17 protein-coding genes are annotated in these 18,987 nt (G+C 69.8%); 12 read left to right on the forward strand and 5 right to left on the reverse strand.

Features of this window, described 5'->3' with window-relative positions; all coding sequences use genetic code 11:
- Positions 1 to 58: 58 nt before the first annotated feature.
- Genes OC490_RS36160 through OC490_RS36175 form a run of 4 tightly spaced genes read right to left on the reverse strand, consistent with a single transcriptional unit; the run spans position 59 to position 3,598 of the window.
- Positions 59 to 682: a response regulator gene (locus tag OC490_RS36160; protein ID WP_262062283.1), complete on the reverse strand. Its 624-nt coding sequence runs from the start codon at positions 680 to 682 to the stop codon at positions 59 to 61.
- Positions 679 to 1,887 carry a sensor histidine kinase gene (locus OC490_RS36165; protein ID WP_262062284.1) on the reverse strand — a complete coding sequence of 403 codons (1,209 nt, stop codon included), beginning with the start codon at positions 1,885 to 1,887 and terminating at the stop codon, positions 679 to 681. Before OC490_RS36165 ends, OC490_RS36160 begins: the two co-directional genes overlap by 4 nt.
- Positions 1,884 to 2,735: an ABC transporter permease gene (locus OC490_RS36170; RefSeq protein WP_262062285.1), complete on the reverse strand. Its 852-nt coding sequence runs from the start codon at positions 2,733 to 2,735 to the stop codon at positions 1,884 to 1,886. The genes OC490_RS36165 and OC490_RS36170 overlap by 4 nt, the downstream gene beginning before the upstream one ends.
- A complete protein-coding gene (locus OC490_RS36175; protein WP_262062286.1) occupies positions 2,732 to 3,598 on the reverse strand; it encodes an ABC transporter ATP-binding protein in 867 nt (288 codons plus the stop codon). Before OC490_RS36175 ends, OC490_RS36170 begins: the two co-directional genes overlap by 4 nt.
- A gap of 142 nt (positions 3,599 to 3,740) precedes the next feature.
- On the opposite strand from OC490_RS36175, the gene OC490_RS36180 reads away from it, so the two are divergent.
- The 3 genes from OC490_RS36180 to rpsD all read left to right on the forward strand — a co-directional run bounded on the left by OC490_RS36180 (position 3,741) and on the right by rpsD (position 6,716).
- Complete coding sequence (locus tag OC490_RS36180) at positions 3,741 to 4,397, forward strand: vitamin K epoxide reductase family protein (protein WP_262062287.1); 657 nt, start codon at positions 3,741 to 3,743, stop codon at positions 4,395 to 4,397.
- A 46-nt stretch (positions 4,398 to 4,443) separates the two neighbouring features.
- Positions 4,444 to 5,799, forward strand: coding sequence for a replication-associated recombination protein A (locus tag OC490_RS36185; RefSeq protein WP_262062288.1), 1,356 nt, complete (start codon positions 4,444 to 4,446; stop codon positions 5,797 to 5,799).
- 302 nt (positions 5,800 to 6,101) lie between these two features.
- A complete protein-coding gene (gene rpsD / locus OC490_RS36190; RefSeq protein ID WP_019066381.1) occupies positions 6,102 to 6,716 on the forward strand; it encodes a 30S ribosomal protein S4 in 615 nt (204 codons plus the stop codon).
- Between the two features lie 33 nt (positions 6,717 to 6,749).
- On the opposite strand, the gene OC490_RS36195 is transcribed toward rpsD, so the two are convergent.
- Positions 6,750 to 8,912 (reverse strand): ATP-binding protein, encoded by a 2,163-nt coding sequence (locus OC490_RS36195; protein WP_262062289.1) that lies wholly within the window; start codon positions 8,910 to 8,912, stop codon positions 6,750 to 6,752.
- Between the two features lie 152 nt (positions 8,913 to 9,064).
- Between OC490_RS36195 and OC490_RS36200 the strand changes: the two genes are divergently transcribed.
- The 9 genes from OC490_RS36200 to aroB all read left to right on the forward strand — a co-directional run bounded on the left by OC490_RS36200 (position 9,065) and on the right by aroB (position 18,844).
- Complete coding sequence (locus OC490_RS36200) at positions 9,065 to 9,511, forward strand: DUF948 domain-containing protein (protein WP_262062290.1); 447 nt, start codon at positions 9,065 to 9,067, stop codon at positions 9,509 to 9,511.
- Between the two features lie 7 nt (positions 9,512 to 9,518).
- Positions 9,519 to 9,878, forward strand: a complete 360-nt coding sequence (locus OC490_RS36205) for a hypothetical protein (RefSeq protein WP_262062291.1) — start codon at positions 9,519 to 9,521, stop codon at positions 9,876 to 9,878.
- Positions 9,878 to 12,550 (forward strand): alanine--tRNA ligase, encoded by a 2,673-nt coding sequence (gene alaS / locus OC490_RS36210; RefSeq protein WP_262062292.1) that lies wholly within the window; start codon positions 9,878 to 9,880, stop codon positions 12,548 to 12,550. The genes OC490_RS36205 and alaS overlap by 1 nt, the downstream gene beginning before the upstream one ends.
- A 15-nt stretch (positions 12,551 to 12,565) precedes the next feature.
- Entirely contained in the window at positions 12,566 to 13,030 is a 465-nt protein-coding gene (ruvX, locus tag OC490_RS36215) for a Holliday junction resolvase RuvX (protein WP_262062293.1), read from the forward strand.
- 122 nt (positions 13,031 to 13,152) lie between these two features.
- Positions 13,153 to 14,901 (forward strand): endolytic transglycosylase MltG, encoded by a 1,749-nt coding sequence (gene mltG, locus OC490_RS36220; RefSeq protein WP_262062394.1) that lies wholly within the window; start codon positions 13,153 to 13,155, stop codon positions 14,899 to 14,901.
- Positions 14,882 to 15,721 (forward strand): shikimate dehydrogenase, encoded by an 840-nt coding sequence (locus OC490_RS36225; protein ID WP_262062294.1) that lies wholly within the window; start codon positions 14,882 to 14,884, stop codon positions 15,719 to 15,721. The genes mltG and OC490_RS36225 overlap by 20 nt, the downstream gene beginning before the upstream one ends.
- A 335-nt stretch (positions 15,722 to 16,056) precedes the next feature.
- A complete protein-coding gene (gene aroC, locus OC490_RS36230; protein WP_262062295.1) occupies positions 16,057 to 17,241 on the forward strand; it encodes a chorismate synthase in 1,185 nt (394 codons plus the stop codon).
- Positions 17,238 to 17,756 (forward strand): shikimate kinase, encoded by a 519-nt coding sequence (locus OC490_RS36235; protein WP_262062296.1) that lies wholly within the window; start codon positions 17,238 to 17,240, stop codon positions 17,754 to 17,756. Before aroC ends, OC490_RS36235 begins: the two co-directional genes overlap by 4 nt.
- Entirely contained in the window at positions 17,753 to 18,844 is a 1,092-nt protein-coding gene (gene aroB, locus OC490_RS36240) for a 3-dehydroquinate synthase (protein WP_200712619.1), read from the forward strand. The genes OC490_RS36235 and aroB overlap by 4 nt, the downstream gene beginning before the upstream one ends.
- Positions 18,845 to 18,987 lie beyond the last annotated feature (143 nt).

The following is an 18,987-nucleotide window of genomic DNA, read 5'->3' on the forward strand; positions in this document are numbered from 1 at the left end:
GTCTGGGGGCGGCAGCCCCCAGGGACGGGACGGGTAGGGGCGGCGGGGGCGAGAATCATCAGTCCAGCAACCCGTACCGCATCGCACTCGTCACCGCCGCCGTCCGGTCGTCCACCCCCAACTTGCCGAAGACCCGCAGCAGATGGGTCTTCACGGTCGACTCCCCGATGTACAACCGCCGACCGATCTCCGCGTTGGTGCACCCCTCCGCCACCAACCGCAGCACCGCGGTCTCCCGCTCGGACAGCCGCGGACGCTCCGGCTTCGTCCGCAACTGGTCCACCAACCGCGCGGCCACCGAGGGCGCCAACACCGTCTCGCCGCGCGCCGCCGCCCGTACCGCGTTCGCCAGTTCCCCCCGAGGCAGATCCTTCAGCAGATAGCCCGCCGCCCCCGCCTCCACCGCGCGCAGGATGTCCCGGTCCGTCTCGTACGTCGTGAGGACGATCACCCGGCACGGCAGCCCGGCCGCGCTCATCCGCACGATGGAATCGACGCCTCCGCCGCCCGGCATCCGCAGGTCCATCAGCACGATGTCGGGCCGGAGTTCGGCCGCCAGCGCCTCGGCCTGCGGCCCGCTGGACGCGTCGGCGATTACGTCGAGATCCGGTTCGGCGCTGAGCATGGCCCGCAGACCCTCCCGTACGACGGGATGGTCGTCGGCCAGCACGATCCGGATCATCGGGGACTCCTCAAAGGCGAAACGGGCGACACCGGCAGTTGTACGGTCACCGTCGTGCCCGCTCCCGGCGCACTGCGCACCAGCGCCGTCCCGCCCGCCTCGGCGGCCCGGGTGCGGAGCCCCGCCAAGCCGTAGCCGCCGGACACCGCGTCCGGCTCGAAACCGGACCCGTCGTCCTGTACCGACAGGGTCAGCGTCTCGTCGGCGTACGCCAGCGTGAGGCTCACCGTCGCCGAACTCCCCGCGTGCTTACGGGCGTTGGCAAGGGCCTCCTGGCAGGAGCGCAGGGCGACCACCTCGGGTCCTGCGGGCAGGGCGCGCACAGGGCCGGTCACGTCCAGGGTCGCGTCATGGCGGGCGGCGAGGCGGCGCAGGGCGTCCGGCAGTGAGGCGTCGGCGAGGTCGGCCGGTGTGCCGCCGGCGACCAGGGCGCGGGCCTCGGCGAGGTTCTGCCGGGCGGTCTCGTCCATCAGGGCGAGATGGCGGCGGGCCTGCGCCGGGTCGTCGTGCAACTCGGCCTCCACGGCCTGGATCAGCATCAGCAGACTGGTGAAGCCCTGGGCCAGGGTGTCGTGGATCTCACGGGCCATGCGCTCGCGTTCGGCCAGCGCGCCGTGCGCCGACGACAGCCGGGAGACCTCGTGGCGGCTCGCGTCCAGTTCGGCGATCAACTCGGCGCGCTCCTGGCTCTGTTCGATGACCCGGATGATCCACGTGCCGAGGGCCATCGAGAAGACCAGGGTGACCACGGCGAACACCGAGTTGAAGAACACCTCCTGGGCGCCGGGCCACCACAGCAGCGTCCAGCCGATCACCGGCGCGATGTTGATCACGGTCACCGCGATCAGCGCCCAGCGCAGCCGCAGCACCATGAAGCAGGGCGGGACGAGCGCGAAGCACATCAGCCGGGTCTCACCGACCAGCACCGCAGACGGCAGGAACAGCGCCATCTGCGCCACGAGGTAGCCGACGGCCCGCCGCTCGTCGGGCGGATCGCCCTGGAGGACCGGGCGCCCGATCCAGACGTAGAGCGGGACGAGCGGGAGGAGCAGAGCTGCTGCCGTGACGCGTACCGGCCACCCCGGCCTGTCCGTGCCGAGCACGAACACCAGGGTGGCCAGCCAGATCAGGGCGAAGTACGTGTCCCAGAGCCGGAAGGAGCGGTCCCAGGTGTACGAGCCCTTCACGGGGGCGGGACCGGTCATCCGTCGCGCCGGTTCTTCCACCGGAAGGTCAGCAGACACAGCAGCAATCCTCCGACGCACCACGCCCCGAGCACCAGCGCGACCTTCCCGACCTCCCAGCTCCCGGCCTGCTCCAGCACCTGCGCCGACGAGGGCAGGAACACCCCGCGCAGCCCCTGGCACATCCACTTCAGCGGGAACAGGGCGCCGATGTTGAGCATCCAGTCCGGGATGGTGTCGATGGAGATGTACACCCCGGAGATGAACTGCAGGACCAGGAAGGGCAGTACGACCACGGAGGTCGCGCTCTTGCCGGACTTGGGCACCGAGCTGACCGCGATGCCGAGCAGCGCGCATGCCGTCAGCCCGAGCACGAAGATCCACCCGAAGTCCAGCCACTTGGTGGCCGACGAGGGCAGGTCGACGCCGTAGAAACTGGTCCCGACGAGCAGCAGGATCGCCGTTTCCACCAGGCCCGTGACCAGAACGAGCCAGATCTTGCCGAGGAAGTACGCGGCCGGTGGCATCGGGGTGCCGCGCAGGCGGCGCAGCACCTTCTCGTCGCGTTCGATCGCGATCGAGATGCCGAGGGACTGGAAACTCGTCGACATGATGCCGGCGGCCATCATGGCCGGGACGTAGAGCTGGGAGGCGGTGACTCCCGCGCCCCGGACGTCGTCCTTGAAGATCGACGCGAAGAGGAAGAGGAAGACGACCGGGAAGGCGAAGGTGAAGACGACCTGGTCGCGCTGGCGGAAGAACTGTTTGAGTTCCAGCACCCCGCGCCGCAGCCCGAGCCCCCAGGCGCCGGGCAGCCGTTCCTCGGGGGCCCTGGTCCGGGTCCGTACGGCAGTCGTGGTCGTGGTCATCGCACGTCCTCCTGTCCGGTCAGGCGGAGGTAGACGTCCTCCAGGGTGGGGCGGGTCACCAGCAGGCCGGGGATCTCGCCGTCGTAGCGGTGCATGAGCTCCGCCACGACCTTGGTAGGAGTGTCCGTGTGCTCCGCGCGCGGGGTGCCGTCGGGCTCGGTCCACTCGACGGTGGCTCCGGTGCCGTGGCGCTCGCGCAGGGCGGCCGGTTCGCCCTCGGCGACCACCCGGCCCTTGGCGACGATGGCGAGGCGGTCGGCGAGGTTCTCCGCCTCCTCCAGGTAGTGGGTGGTGAGGAGGATGGTGGTGCCCTCGCCTGCCAGCTTGCGGATCAGGTCCCAGAACTGGCGCCGGGCCGCCGGGTCGAAACCGGTCGTCGGCTCGTCCAGGAGCAGGAGTTCCGGATCGCCGATCACTCCGAGGGCCACGTCGAGCCGACGACGCTGTCCGCCCGACAGCGCCTTGATGCGGCTGTCCGCCTTGGCCTCAAGACCCACCAGGCCGATGACCTCCTCGGGGTCGCGCGGACGCGGGTAGTAGCGGGCGAAGTGCCGTACGGTCTCGCCGACCGTCAACTCCGCGGGTGCCGATTCGTCCTGCCAGACGATGCCGACCCGCGAACGCCACGCGCGTGTGCCCGTGGCCGGGTCCGACCCGAGTACCAGGACCTCGCCCGCGTCCCGGCCGCGATTGCCCTGGAGGATCTCCACCGTGGTGCTCTTGCCCGCGCCGTTGGGCCCGAGCAGGCCGAACACCTCCCCGGTGCGGATCTCCAGATCGATTCCGTCGACGGCGGTCACGTCCCCGTACTGCTTGCGCAGCCCCCGCACATCCACTGCGAGTTCGTTCGCCTGTGTTGTCATGCGATGAGCATCGTCCGGAATCGAGCGCTCAGGGACGACCGTGCGTACTTCCTTATGTCCACCGAACGGTGGACAGGCCTGTGCGTACGGCACAATGGCCCTGCCCGAAGAAGGTCCAACTCTCAAGTGACGGATCGGCGTGATGAGCAAGACGACAGTGAAGGACGTCTCCACCGACTCCGAGCCGGAGCACACGGCAGAGGAGCCGCGCACGGTCGGCAGCAGCCGGGCCTTCGCCGTGCTGCTGGTGATCACTGGTGCGGCCGGCCTGCTCGCCGCGTGGGTCATCACGATCGACAAGTTCAAGATCCTTGAGGGCAAGCTCGCGGGCAAGACGTTCACCCCGAGCTGCAGCATCAACCCGATCGTGTCCTGCGGCAGCGTCATGGAGAGCAAGCAGGCCGCGGCCTTCGGCTTCCCGAACCCGATGCTCGGCCTGGTCGCCTACGGCATCGTCATCTGCGTCGGCATCAGCCTGCTGACCCGGGTCGAGTTCCCCCGCTGGTACTGGCTGACCTTCAACTTCGGCACGCTCTTCGGAGTAGGCTTCTGCACCTGGCTGCAGTTCCAGTCCCTGTACCGGATCAACGCGCTGTGCCTGTGGTGCTCGCTGGCCTGGGTCGCCACGATCACGATGTTCTGGTACGTCACCTCGTTCAACATGCGCAACGACTTCCTGAAGGTCCCGCGCCCGGTCAAGAACTTCCTGGGCGAGTTCACCTGGGTCCTCCCGGTCACCCACGTCGGCATCATCGCGATGCTGATCCTGACCCGCTGGGGCACCCAGCTCTGGGCGTAAGCCCGACCAGACGGGATTGTCAGTGGCGTGACATAGGGTTTTCGACGTGGAGCCCGACCTTTTCACCGCCGCAGCCGAAGAACGCCAGGAGAAGGACCCGTCCAGCAGTCCCCTGGCGGTACGGATGCGCCCGCGCACCCTCGACGAGGTCGTGGGCCAGCAGCATCTGCTGAAGCCTGGCTCGCCCCTGCGCCGACTCGTCGGCGAGGGTGCGGGCGGCCCGGCCGGAGCGTCCTCGGTGATCCTCTGGGGGCCGCCCGGCACCGGGAAGACGACCCTCGCCTATGTCGTCTCCAAGGCCACCAACAAGCGGTTCGTGGAGCTGTCCGCGATCACCGCGGGCGTCAAAGAGGTCCGCGCGGTCATCGACGGCGCCCGCCGCGCCACCGGGGGCTTCGGCAAGGAGACCGTCCTCTTCCTCGACGAGATCCACCGCTTCAGCAAGGCCCAGCAGGACTCCCTGCTCCCGGCCGTGGAGAACCGCTGGATCACCCTGATCGCGGCGACCACGGAGAACCCGTACTTCTCGGTGATCTCCCCGCTGCTGTCCCGCTCCCTGCTCCTCACCCTCGAACCCCTCACGGACGACGACCTGCGCGCCCTGCTGCGCCGGGCACTGTCCGACGAGCGCGGGCTCAAGGACGCGGTCACCCTCCCCGAGGACAGCGAGAACCACCTGCTGCGCATCGCCGGCGGCGACGCCCGCCGCGCGCTGACCGCACTGGAGGCCGCCGCCGGGGCCGCCCTCGACAAGGGCGAGCCGGACATCACCCTCCAGACCCTGGAGGAGACGGTCGACCGGGCCGCCGTGAAGTACGACCGCGACGGCGATCAGCACTACGACGTGGCCAGCGCCCTCATCAAGTCCATCCGCGGCTCGGACGTCGACGCGGCCCTGCACTACCTCGCCCGCATGATCGAGGCCGGCGAGGACCCCCGCTTCATCGCCCGCCGCCTGATGATCTCCGCCAGCGAGGACATCGGCCTCGCCGATCCCAACGCGCTGCCGATCGCGGTCGCCGCCGCCCAGGCCGTAGCCATGATCGGCTTCCCGGAGGCCGCGCTCACCCTCAGCCACGCCACCATCGCGCTCGCCCTGGCCCCGAAGTCGAACGCGGCGACCACGGCGATCGGCGCCGCCATGGAGGACGTACGCAAGGGGCACGCGGGCCCGGTGCCGATGCATCTGCGGGACGGGCACTACAAGGGCGCGGCCAAACTGGGGCACGCCCAGGGGTACGTCTACCCGCACGACCTGCCCGAGGGGATCGCCGAGCAGCAGTACGCCCCGGAGGAGCTGAAGGACCGCGAGTACTACGAACCCACGCGCCACGGCGCGGAGGCGCGGTACGCGGACGCCGTGGAGTGGACCAGAAAACACCTTGGTCGTAAGCGGTCCTGAGCACCCTGTAGAATCCCCCGAAGTGCTGTGTCCCGTGCTGTCAGAACGGGACGGTCAGCCGGAGCCCCGGTTTTCGGACCGGCTCCAGGAGCGTCGCGCACCGTTCGAATGGTGTCGCGGGCAGCCCACCACCATCCGCCGCAAGGCGGGACCGGTCGGTGGGCCACTCGCGTGCTGCACGTAGTGCCCAGATCAGGGGAGCGGCTGCCCACCAGGTCCCGCAAGGGTTCCGGCGGGTTTCCCCGGCTGCGGATGCGACCTCCCTCACCACCCTGACAAGCCGACAGACAGAGAGAGACATCGTGGCGAATCAGTCCCGCCCCAAGGTCAAGAAGTCGCGTGCCCTCGGCATCGCGCTGACCCCGAAGGCCGTCAAGTACTTCGAGGCCCGTCCCTACCCGCCGGGTGAGCACGGTCGTGGCCGCAAGCAGAACTCGGACTACAAGGTCCGTCTGCTGGAGAAGCAGCGTCTGCGCGCGCAGTACGACGTGTCCGAGCGCCAGCTCGTCCGCGCCTACGAGCGTGCCTCCAAGGTCCAGGGCAAGACCGGTGAGGCCCTGATCATCGAGCTGGAGCGTCGTCTCGACGCGCTGGTCCTGCGTTCGGGCATCGCCCGCACGATCTACCAGGCCCGCCAGATGGTCGTGCACGGCCACATCGAGGTCAACGGCCAGAAGGTCGACAAGCCGTCCTTCCGCGTCAAGCCGGACGACGTCGTCATGGTCCGCGAGCGCAGCCGCAGCAAGACCCTGTTCGAGGTCTCCCGCGCCGGTGGCTTCGCCCCCGACGGCGAGACCCCGCGCTACCTCCAGGTGAACCTCGGCGCCCTGGCGTTCCGCCTGGACCGCGAGCCGAACCGCAAGGAGATCCCGGTGATCTGCGACGAGCAGCTCGTCGTCGAGTACTACGCCCGCTGATCACTCAACGGACGTAGCACCACCTGCACCACGTCAGCCCGCCGTCTCCCCGCCCTTCCGGGTGGGCGAGGCGGCGGGCTTTCGCATGTCCACGCCGACCGGCGCAGGCCGTACGGGCCCACGCGGCACCGGTACGGCGTCGAGGGGCCGCCGCTGCCCCAACGCCCGCGCCACGGCCGCCTCCCGGCCGAGCAGCGCACCCTCCCGTACGCGCTCCTCGTACGGCCCGTCGCCCAGCCGCTCCCGGGCCATCGCCTCGCACAGCTCGTGCGGCGCGTTGTAGTACGCCGAACCGAACAGCGGCAGCCCCACCGACGGCCACATCTCGCCCGCAGCCCCCTGCAGCAGCGCGGCCTCGGCGACGTCGCCCTCCGCTGCCGTGACGAGGGCCAGCAGTTCGACCGCCAGCACCGAGCCCAGCAGATCGCGGAAGCCGTGCGCGCTGCCCAGACAGTCCGCCAACAGGTCGCGCGCGTGCGGGAGTCGGCCCTCGCTCCAGGCGACGTAGGCCAGGACGTACAGCGCGTACGCCCGGGTCCACCGCTCGCCGTGGTCCTCGCAGACCCGCCGCACGTCCTCGCACAGCTTCACCGCGTCCGCCAGATCGCCCTGGAAGGCCCGCGCCATCGCCAGCTCGACCTGGCCCATCAGGACGTTGCTGTTCAGCTCGCCGATCTGCTGATAGCGGTCGAGGGCAGAGCGCAGCAGGGTCTCCGCGCGGGGCATGTCGTCCGTGACCAACGCCAGGCAGCCGGTGCGGTGTTCGGCGTACGCCACCGCCGTGGGGTTCGCAGCGTGGTCGGCCTCCTCGCGGCACTCCTGGAGCGCGGCCAGCGCGGGCACGGTGTCGCCCTGGAGGATCGCCACATAGCCGAGCACCCACAGGGCCTTCAGCCTCGACTGGTCGTTCTCGGAGTCGAGCTGCACGGCCTGCTCCAGCCAGTGCCGGCCCTCCGAGAGCCGCCCGCATCCCGCCCAGTAGAACCACAGGGAGCCCGCCAGATACTGGCCCAGATGTGTCTCGTCCGGCTCGTTCAGGCAGTACTCCAGGGCACCGCGCAGATTCGGCAGTTCCGCCTCCACGCGCGCGGCGACCTCGCCCTGACGCGGTGAGAACCAGTCCAGCTCGCACCAGGTGGCCAGGCCCAGGTACCAGTCGCGGTGCCTGCGCCGCAGCCGGGCCGCGTCCCCGGCCGCCTCCAGCCAGTCGGCGCCGTAGGCCCGGATCGTGTCGAGCATCCGGTAGCGCACGCCCGTCGCCGTCAACTCGCGGACCACCACGGACTGCGCGAGCAGTTCGGAGAGCACGTCGAGGACACCGTCCGAGGACAGTCCGTCGCCGCCGCAGACGTACTCGGCGGCCTCCAGGTCGAAGTGCCCGGCGAACACCGAGAGCCGCGCCCACAGCAGCCGTTCCTCGGGCGTGCACAGCTCATGGCTCCAGCCGATCGCCGTCCGCAGCGTCTGATGCCGGGGTAACACGTCCCTGCGCCCACCGGCCAGCAACCGGAACCGGTCGTCGAACCGCGCCAGCAACTCCCCGGGCGACAGGGCCCGCAACCGCCCGGCCGCCAGCTCGACGGCGAGCGGAATCCCGTCCAGGCGCCGGCACAACTCCCGTACGTCCGCGTCCTCTTCCCCAAGGACGACCCCCTGCTGCGCGGCCCGCTCGGCCAGCAGTTCCACCGCCTCGCCCTCGCCCAACGGTGCCAGCGCCACCACCCGCTCGCCCGCCAGCTCCAACGGCCGCCGCCCCACCGCGAGCACCCGCAGCCCCGGCACCCGCCCCACCAACTCGGCCACCAGCGGGGCACACACCTCCACCAGATGCTCGAACCCGTCCAGTACCAGCAGGAGTTGACGCCCCATCAGATGTGCGAGCAGTGCCTCCCGCGGCAGCCGCGTGGTGTGGTCCGTCAGCCCCAGTGCTTCTACGACCGCGAAGTCCACGAGTTCCGGATCGCGCACCGGCGCCAGTTCCACCCGCCACACGCCGTCCGGGGGAGCGGACCGGGCCGCCGCGTGGGCCGCGAGCCGGGACTTGCCGACCCCGCCGGGCCCGGTCACCGTGACCAGACGGGAGGCGTCGAGCGCCCGTGCCAGTTCGGTGAGTTCGGCCGAGCGGCCCACGAACCGGTCGGGTTCGAGGGGCAGATTGCCGTCCGCGGTGGCGTCGCCGCCATGGGAAGCTCGCATGGAACACGGAGCGTACTGAACCGTATTCAGTCCGTACAATCGCTTCGCCCAACTCCACTGCGCGCGGGGCGGTAATGCGGTACGGAGCGCCATCCCCGGCGCGATAGGCTCGGGGCCAGTTATCTACAGGTGTTTATGAGAGCGGGTGTCAGGTGTCCGGTGGAGAGGTGGCCGGGATCCTGGTGGCCGTCTTCTGGGCGATCCTGGTCTCGTTCCTCGCCGTCGCACTGGTGAGGCTGGCCCAGACGCTCAGGGCGACCACCAAGCTGGTCGCGGACGTGACCGACCAGGCCGTGCCGCTGCTGGCGGACGCCTCCGCGGCGGTGCGCTCCGCGCAGACCCAGATCGACCGGGTCGACGCGATCGCCACCGACGTCCAGGAAGTCACCTCGAACGCCTCCGCCCTGTCCACCACCGTCGCCTCCACCTTCGGCGGTCCCCTCGTCAAGGTCGCGGCCTTCGGCTACGGCGTCCGCCGGGCCCTGGGCGGCCGACGCGAGGACGTGCCCGCGCCGTCCGGGGCGTCCCGTCGTACGGTGATCGTGGGCCGTACCGTCCCGGCCGGACGGCGGGGCAAGCGCACCCGGAAGAAGGACTGACCGAGCGATGTTCCGCCGTACGTTCTGGTTCGGCACGGGCGTGGCCGCCGGTGTCTGGGCGACCACCAAGGTCAATCGCAAGCTGAAGCAGCTGACCCCCGAGCATCTCGCCGCAGTCGCGGCCAACAAGGCGCTCGAAGCCGGGCACCGGCTCAAGGACAGCGCGGTGGGCTTCGCGCTCGACGTCCGCGCGGGCATGGCGCAGCGGGAGGCCGAACTCGGCGACGCGCTGGGGATCAACGCCCCGGTCGACCCCGAACTCCCCGCCGCCAGGCAGCACATCGCCATCGAGAACCGCAGCAACCCAAGGTCCGTCGAAAGCAACGACAGGACGACGTACTCGTACAACCGGAATGAGGACCACTGATGGAGTCGGCTGAAATCCGCCGCCGCTGGCTGAGCTTCTACGAGGAGCGCGGCCACACCGTTGTCCCCTCGGCGTCGCTCATCGCGGACGACCCGACTCTGCTCCTGGTCCCCGCCGGCATGGTCCCCTTCAAGCCGTACTTCCTCGGCGAGGTCAAGCCGCCGTGGCCGCGCGCCACCAGCGTGCAGAAGTGCGTGCGCACGCCCGACATCGAAGAGGTCGGCAAGACCACGCGCCACGGCACGTTCTTCCAGATGTGCGGCAACTTCTCCTTCGGCGACTACTTCAAGGAAGGCGCCATCACCTACGCCTGGGAGCTGCTCACCTCGCCCCAGGACAAGGGTGGTTACGGCCTCGACCCCGAGCGCCTCTGGATCACGGTCTACCTCGACGACGACGAGGCCGAGACCATCTGGCGCGACAAGATCGGCGTCCCGGCCGAGCGCATCCAGCGCCTCGGCAAGAAGGACAACTACTGGTCCATGGGCGTCCCCGGTCCCTGCGGCCCGTGCTCCGAGATCAACTACGACCGCGGCCCCGAGTTCGGCGTCGAGGGCGGCCCGGCCGTCAACGACGAGCGGTACGTGGAGATCTGGAACCTGGTCTTCATGCAGTACGAGCGCGGCGAGGGCATCGGCAAGGAGGACTTCGAGATCCTCGGCGAGCTGCCCAGCAAGAACATCGACACGGGCCTCGGCCTGGAGCGCCTCGCGATGATCCTGCAGGGCGTGCAGAACATGTACGAGATCGACACCTCCATGGCCGTCATCAAGAAGGCCACCGAGCTGACCGGCGTCGAGTACGGCGACTCGCACGAGTCCGACGTTTCCCTGCGCGTGGTCACCGACCACATGCGTACCTCCGTGATGCTCATCGGCGACGGCGTCACCCCCGGCAACGAGGGCCGCGGTTACGTCCTGCGCCGGATCATGCGCCGCGCCATCCGCAACATGCGACTGCTCGGCGCCACAGGCCTGGTCGTCAAGGACCTCATCGACACGGTCATCGCGATGATGGGCCAGCAGTACCCCGAGCTCGTCACCGACCGCCAGCGCATCGAGACCGTGGCCCTCGCCGAGGAGGCCGCCTTCGTCAAGACGCTGAAGGCCGGCACCAACATCCTCGACACCGCCATCGCCGACACCAAGCAGTCGGGCGGCAAGGTCCTCGCCGGCGACAAGGCGTTCCTGCTCCACGACACCTGGGGCTTCCCGATCGACCTCACCCTCGAAATGGCCGCCGAACAGGGCCTTTCCGTGGACGAGGACGGTTTCCGCCGCCTGATGAAGCAGCAGCGCGACCAGGCCAAGGCCGACGCGCAGGCCAAGAAGACCGGGCACGCCGGCGTCGGTGCCTACCGCGAGATCGCCGACAAGGCCGGCGAGACCGACTTCATCGGCTACTCGGACACCCAGGGCGAGTCCACCATCGTCGGCATCCTCGTCGACGGTGTCTCCTCCCCGGCCGCCACTGAGGGCGACGAGGTCGAGATCGTCCTCGACCGCACCCCCTTCTACGCCGAGGGCGGCGGCCAGATCGGCGACACCGGCCGGATCAAGGTCGAGTCCGGTGCCGTGATCGAGATCCGCGACTGCCAGAAGCCGGTGCCCGGGGTCTACGTCCACAAGGGCGTCGTCCAGTTCGGCGAGGTCACCGTCGGCGCCAAGGCCGAGGCCGCGATCGACATCCGCCGCCGTACCGCCATCGCCCGCGCCCACTCGGCCACCCACCTCACCCACCAGGCACTGCGTGACGCGCTGGGTCCGACGGCCGCGCAGGCCGGTTCCGAGAACCAGCCGGGCCGCTTCCGCTTCGACTTCGGTTCGCCGTCCGCCGTTCCCACCGCCGTGATGACCGACGTCGAGCAGAAGATCAACGAGGTGCTCGCCCGCGACCTGGACGTGCACGCCGAGATCCTCAGCCTCGACGAGGCCAAGAAGCAGGGCGCCATCGCCGAGTTCGGCGAGAAGTACGGCGAGCGGGTCCGCGTGGTCACCATCGGCGACTTCTCCAAGGAGCTGTGCGGCGGCACCCACGTCCACAACACCTCCCAGCTCGGCCTGGTGAAGCTGCTCGGCGAGTCGTCGATCGGCTCCGGTGTCCGCCGTATCGAAGCGCTCGTCGGTGTCGACGCCTACAACTTCCTCGCCCGTGAGCACACGGTCGTCGCCCAGCTCCAGGAGCTGATCAAGGGCCGCCCGGAGGAGCTTCCGGAGAAGGTCTCCGCCATGCTCGGCAAGCTGAAGGACGCCGAGAAGGAGATCGAGAAGTTCCGCGCCGAGAAGGTGCTGCAGGCCGCCGCCGGTCTCGTCGAGTCCGCCAAGGACGTGCACGGCATCGCCGTCGTCACCGGCCAGGTCCCGGACGGCACCACCCCGGACGACCTGCGCAAGCTGGTCCTCGACGTGCGCGGCCGGATCCAGGGCGGACGCGCCGCCGTGGTCGCCCTCTTCACGGTCAACAACGGCAAGCCGCTCACCGTCATCGCCACCAACGAAGCCGCCCGCGAGCGCGGTCTCAAGGCCGGTGACCTGGTGCGCGCCGCCGCCAAGACCCTCGGCGGCGGCGGTGGCGGCAAGCCGGACGTGGCCCAGGGCGGCGGCCAGAACCCGGCCGCCGTCGGCGAGGCCGTCGACGCCGTCGAGCGTCTCGTCGCCGACACGGCGAAGTAAGAAGCGGTCGAGAGTATGAGAAGAGGACGTCGGCTCGCGCTCGACGTCGGGGACGCCCGCATCGGGGTCGCCTCGTGCGACCCCGACGGGATCCTCGCCACTCCCGTCGAGACGGTCCCCGGCCGAGACATCCCGGCCGCACACCGCCGGCTGAGGCAGCTCGTCGAGGAGTACGAACCGGTCGAAGTCGTCGTCGGCCTCCCGCGCTCCCTCAAGGGCGGCGAGGGGCCGGCCGCCGTGAAGGTCCGGGCCTTCGCCCAGGAGCTGGCCAGGGGTATCGCCCCGGTACCGGTCAGACTGTTGGACGAACGGATGACCACAGTGACGGCCAGTCAGGGACTGCGCGCCTCGGGCGTCACCTCCAAGAAGGGCCGCTCGGTCATCGACCAGGCAGCGGCGGTCATCATCCTTCAGCAGGCGTTGGAATCCGAACGGGTGTCAGGTAAACCACCCGGCGAGGGCGTCGAAGTGGTCATCTGATCGCGATACGGTAACGTTCCGCGCGATGCGATGGTGTTCGAACAGCCATGGCACAGCAAGAGGCGGGACGGGAGCCGGAGCCCCAAGCGCCGCGACCGCCGCCTCGCGGCTCTAGGGGATCGATGACTGAGTATGGCCGGGGCCCAGGCTCCGAACCGTGGCATCCGGAGGACCCGTTGTTCGGGGACATCGGATGGGAAGGCCAGCAGGCCCACGTGGGCCAGCAGTCCTCCTACGACGGCCAGCCGCAGCACTATCCGGAACAGCCGCAGCAGCCGCAGCAGTACGGCGACTGGGGCAACGGCCAGCAGGCCGACTACGGTCAGGCGCAGCAGTACCAGGTCTACGACGAACAGGGCCACCCCCAGCAGTACCCCGACCAGCAACAGTGGGCGGACCAGCAGCAGTACGTCGATCAGAGCCATCAGCAGTACGTCGGTCAGCAGCAGCAGTACCAGCAGGGCGGCTGGGACGGCACCCAACCGCACGCCCAGGTCCCCTACGCCGCCGACCCCGGCGACCCGTACGCACAACAGGCCGCCGCCTACGGCGAACAGCAGCCCGATTTCTACGGGACGCCCGACGCGTTCCCGCCGCCGGAGCCGCCCGGCAAGCGCCGCACGGAACCCGAACCGGAGCAGACCGACTGGGACCCGGGACCCGATGAGGGCGAACACGCGTTCTTCGCGGGTGGCGGTGACGACGATGACGAGGCCGACGACGAGCCGGAGGACGGCCGTCGGCGCGGCAAGGGCAAGGGCAAGGGCGGCAAGGGCAAAGGCGGCAAGGAGAAGAAGCGCCGTAACGGCTGTGCCTGCCTGGTCGTCGTCCTGGTGTTCGGCGGCGGCCTGGCCACCGTCAGCTACCTCGGCTGGCACTTCTACCAGAACCGTTTCGGCTCGGCGCCCGACTACGCGGGCGACGGTACCGGTTCGGTCAGCGTCACCATCCCCAAGGGTGCCTTCGGATCGGACATCGGGCAGAAGCTGAAAGAGGCGGGCGTCGTCAAGAGCGTCGACGCTTTCGTCGCCGCCCAGTCGCAGAATCCCGACGGGAAGAAGATCCAGGCGGGCGTCTTTCTGCTGAAGAAAGAGATGTCCGCCGCGGCCGCCGTCAAGCTGATGCTCGACCCCAAGAGCCAGGACAATCTCATCGTCGCCCCCGGCTGGCGAAATGCCCAGGTCTACGCGGCGATCGACAAGAAACTCCAGATTTCCGACGGCACCACCAAGGCCATCGCCAAGAAGGAATTCAAGAGCTTCGGACTGCCCGACTGGGCGAACGACAACTCGAACATCAAGGACCCGCTGGAGGGCTTCCTCTACCCGGGAACCTATGGTGCCGCCAAGGGCATGAAACCCGAAACGGTCCTTAAACAAATGGTCTCCCAGGCCAACGACAATTACGACGCGATCGACCTCTCGGCGAAGGCCAAGGCGCTCAATCTGGACAGTCCGCTGCAGGTCATCACGGTCGCCAGCCTCGTCCAGGCCGAGGGCAAGACGCACGAGGACTTCCGAAAGATGGCTGAAGTCGTCTACAACCGGCTCAAGAGCACGAACACCGAGACCAACCGATACCTGCAATTCGACTCGACCTTCAATTACCTGAAGGGTCAGAGCAACATCCGTATCAGCGAGTCCGAGATCAACAGCAACAAGGACCCGTACAACACCTACACCCAAAAGGGCCTGCCGCCCGGACCGATCGACAACCCCGGTGCCGAGGCTCTGGCGGCGGCACTGAATCCGACACACGACGGCTGGATCTACTTCGTGGCGACCGACGGCCAGAACAAGACCGAATTCGCCAAGACGTACGCCGCGTTCCAGGCACTCAAGGAAAAGTTCAATGCCAACACGGGCAACTGACGCCCGCCGGGCGGCCGTTCTCGGTTCACCCATCGCCCACTCCCTCTCCCCGGTGCTGCATCGCGCGGCATACGGGGAGTTGGGGCTCGACGACTGGTCCTACGACCGCTTCGACGTCGACGAGGCCGGCCTGCCGGGGTTCTTCGAGAACCTCGGACCGGAGTGGGCGGGGCTGTCCCTCACGATGCCGCTGAAGCGGGCCGTCATACCGCTGCTCGACGCGATCAGCGAGACAGCGGCATCGGTGGACGCGGTCAACACGGTCGTATTCACCGAGGACGGCCGCAGCGTCGGCGACAACACCGACATCCCCGGCATGGTCGCCGCCCTCCGCGAACACGGCATCGAACAGGTCGACTCGGCCGCGATCCTCGGCGCCGGCGCCACGGCTTCCTCCGCGCTCGCCGCCCTCTCCCGGATCTGCACCGGCGAGGTCGTCGCCTACGTCCGCAGCGAGGCCCGCGCCGCCGAGATGCGCCAGTGGGGCGAGCGGCTCGACGTGGACGTCCGTACGGCGGACTGGGCCGACGCGGCGGAAGGCCTGCGTGCCCCCCTGGTCTTCGCGACCACCCCCGCGGGCACCACGGACGCCCTCTCCTCCGCCGTACCGGAACGCCCCGCCACCCTCTTCGACGTCCTCTACGACCCCTGGCCCACCGACCTCGCGGCCCGCTGGTCCGGCTACGGCGGCGCGGTCGTCAGCGGCCTCGACCTCCTGGTCCACCAGGCCGTACTCCAGGTGGAACAGATGACCGGCCACCGGCCGGCCCCCGTCGCCGCGATGCGCAGAGCGGGCGAGAAGGCACTGGCCGACCGCTGACAGGAGAAGCGGGCCGACCTGTCGGCCGCAGGGTGAGCGCGCCGACGTCGGCCGACTGTCGAGCCCGGCGGAGTGTCCATGGGAGCGCGCCGGTCCGCCGTGGTCGTGCGGGCGGGCAGCAGGCACCGGCGACCGCTGACGCGGGCTCCGCAAGGGGTGTCGGCTGCTGACCTTGGCCGTTCGGCGTCCGCTCTCTGGACCGTCGGCCGGGTCGGTGTGCCGGACGTGGGAGGATCGGGGGCGGCGGGCCAGGGCCGCGCACCCGGTCACGCCGACGCCGTACGCGAGGACACGCGTACGCAGGGCAGTACCAGGGCGCGAGCAGAGGAGCACCGTTGAGCAGGTTGCGCTGGCTGACCGCAGGGGAGTCCCACGGCCCCGCACTCGTGGCGACGCTGGAGGGTCTTCCCGCCGGTGTCCCGATCACCACGGAGATGGTGGCGGACCACCTTGCGCGGCGCCGACTCGGCTACGGACGCGGCGCCCGCATGAAGTTCGAGCGCGACGAGGTCACCTTCCTCGGTGGCGTCCGTCACGGCCTCACCCTCGGTTCCCCGGTCGCCATCATGGTCGGCAACACCGAGTGGCCCAAGTGGGAGCAGGTGATGGCGGCCGACCCCATTGACCCGGAGATCCTCGCCGGACTGGCCCGCAACGCCCCGCTGACCCGCCCGCGCCCCGGTCACGCCGACCTCGCCGGTATGCAGAAGTACGGCTTCGACGAGGCCCGCCCGATCCTGGAGCGCGCCTCCGCGCGGGAGACCGCGGCACGGGTCGCGCTGGGCGCGGTGGCCCGGTCGTACATCAAGGAGACGGCCGGCATCGAGGTCGTCTCGCACGTCGTCGAGCTGGCCTCCGCCAGGGCCCCGCAGGGCGTGTACCCCACCCCGGCGGACGTCGAGAAGCTGGACGCCGACCCCGTGCGCTGCCTGGACGCGGACGCGTCGAAGGCGATGGTCGCGGAGATCGACCAGGCCCACAAGGACGGCGACACCCTGGGCGGTGTGGTCGAGATCCTGGCCTACGGCGTCCCCGTCGGCCTCGGCTCGCATGTGCACTGGGACCGCAAGCTGGACGCCCGGCTGGCCGGCGCCCTCATGGGCATCCAGGCCATCAAGGGCGTCGAGATCGGCGACGGCTTCGAGCTGGCGCGCGTACCGGGCTCGCAGGCACACGACGAGATCGTGAAGACCGACGAGGGCATCCGGCGCGTCTCCGGCCGTTCCGGCGGCACCGAGGGCGGGCTGTCCACGGGCGAACTGCTGCGGGTGCGCGCCGCGATGAAGCCGATCGCGACCGTACCGCGCGCCCTGCAGACCGTCGACGTGGTCACCGGTGAGGCCACGCAGGCCCACCACCAGCGCTCCGACGTCTCCGCGGTCCCGGCCGCAGGCATCGTCGCCGAGGCGATGGTCGCCCTCGTCCTCGCGGACGCGGTGGCCGAGAAGTTCGGCGGCGACTCGGTGCCCGAGACCCGCCGCAATGTCCGCTCCTACCTCGAAAACCTGGCCATCCGGTGACCGCAGCACCACTGGTCGTCCTCGTCGGCCCGATGGGGGTCGGCAAGTCGACGGTCGGACAGCAGCTGGCCGAGCGGCTCGCTGTCGGCTACCGGGACACCGACGACGACATCGTGGCCGCCGAGGGCCGCACCATCGCCGAGATCTTCGTCGACGAGGGCGAGCCCGTCTTCCGCGCCATCGAGAAGCGCGCCGTGCACCAGGCACTCACCGGGCACGACGGCGTCCTGGCGCTCGGCGGCGGCTCGATCCTCGACGAGGACACCCGCGCGCTGCTCGCGACACACCGGGTCGTCTACCTCTCCATGGACGTGGACGAAGCCGTCAAGCGCACCGGCCTCAACGTGGCCCGCCCGCTGCTGACCATCAACCCGCGCAAGCAGTGGCGCGAACTGATGGAAGCCAGGCGCCACTTGTACGCCGAGGTAGCGCAGGCCGTCGTACCCACCGACGGCCGCACCCCCGAAGAGGTCACCCAAGCCGTCCTGGACGCACTGGAGTTGAAGGAAGCATGAGCGAGTCAGTGACGCGGATCCAGGTCGGCGGCACGGCGGGCAGCGACCCGTACGAGGTCCTGGTGGGCCGCCAACTCCTGGGCGAACTGGGCGGGTTGGTCGGCGACAAGGCCAAGCGGGTCGCCGTCATCCACCCCGAGGCGCTCGCCGAGACCGGTGACGCGCTCCGCGCCGACCTGGCCGGACAGGGCTTCGAGGCCGTCGCCATCCAGGTGCCCAACGCGGAGGAGGCCAAGACCGCCGAGGTCGCCGCCTACTGCTGGAAGGCGCTCGGCCAGTCCGGGTTCACCCGCTCCGACGTCATCGTGGGCGTCGGCGGCGGCTCCACCACCGACCTGGCCGGATTCGTCGCCGCGACCTGGCTGCGCGGGGTCCGCTGGATCGCCGTCCCGACCACCGTGCTCGCCATGGTGGACGCGGCCGTCGGCGGCAAGACCGGCATCAACACCGCCGAGGGCAAGAACCTGGTCGGCTCCTTCCACCCGCCGGCCGGCGTGCTCTGCGACCTCGCCGCGCTCGACTCCCTCCCGGTCAACGACTACGTCTCCGGGCTCGCCGAGATCATCAAGGCCGGCTTCATCGCCGACCCGGTGATCCTCGAACTCATCGAGTCCGACCCGGAGTCCGCCCGCACCCCGGCAGGTCCCCACACCGCCGAGCTCATCGAACGCTCCATCAAGGTCAAGGCCGAGGTCGTCTCCGCCGACCTCAAGGAGTCGGGCCTGCGCGAGATCCTCAACTACGGCCACACCCTCGCGCACGCCATCGAGAAGAACGAGCGCTACAAGTGGCGGCACGGCGCCGCAGTGGCCGTAGGCATGCACTTCGCGGCCGAACTGGGCCGTCTCGCGGGCCGGTTGGACGACGCGACGGCCGACCGCCACCGCACGGTCCTCGAATCCGTCGGTCTCCCGCTCAGCTACCGCTACGACCAGTGGCCCAAGCTCCTGGAGACCATGAAGGTCGACAAGAAGTCCCGCGGTGACCTGCTCCGCTTCATCGTCCTCGACGGCCTCGCCAAGCCCACGGTCCTGGAGGGCCCCGACCCGGCCGTCCTCCTCGCCGCATACGGCGAAGTGGGCGACTAAGTCCCGCCAAGCCCCATCCACCCGATTTGCCTTGCGGGGATGGGCACTTCGGCCCCTCCCCGGCCGTTCACCAAATGGCGGCCGGGGAAGGTACCGTTCGGTAGGGAGCGGGGTTCGGGCCTGCTGCCAGCGCCAATAGTCCG

Origin of the sequence: Streptomyces sp. STR69, from assembly GCF_024519455.1 — a bacterium.
Lineage (GTDB): Bacteria > Actinomycetota > Actinomycetes > Streptomycetales > Streptomycetaceae > Streptomyces.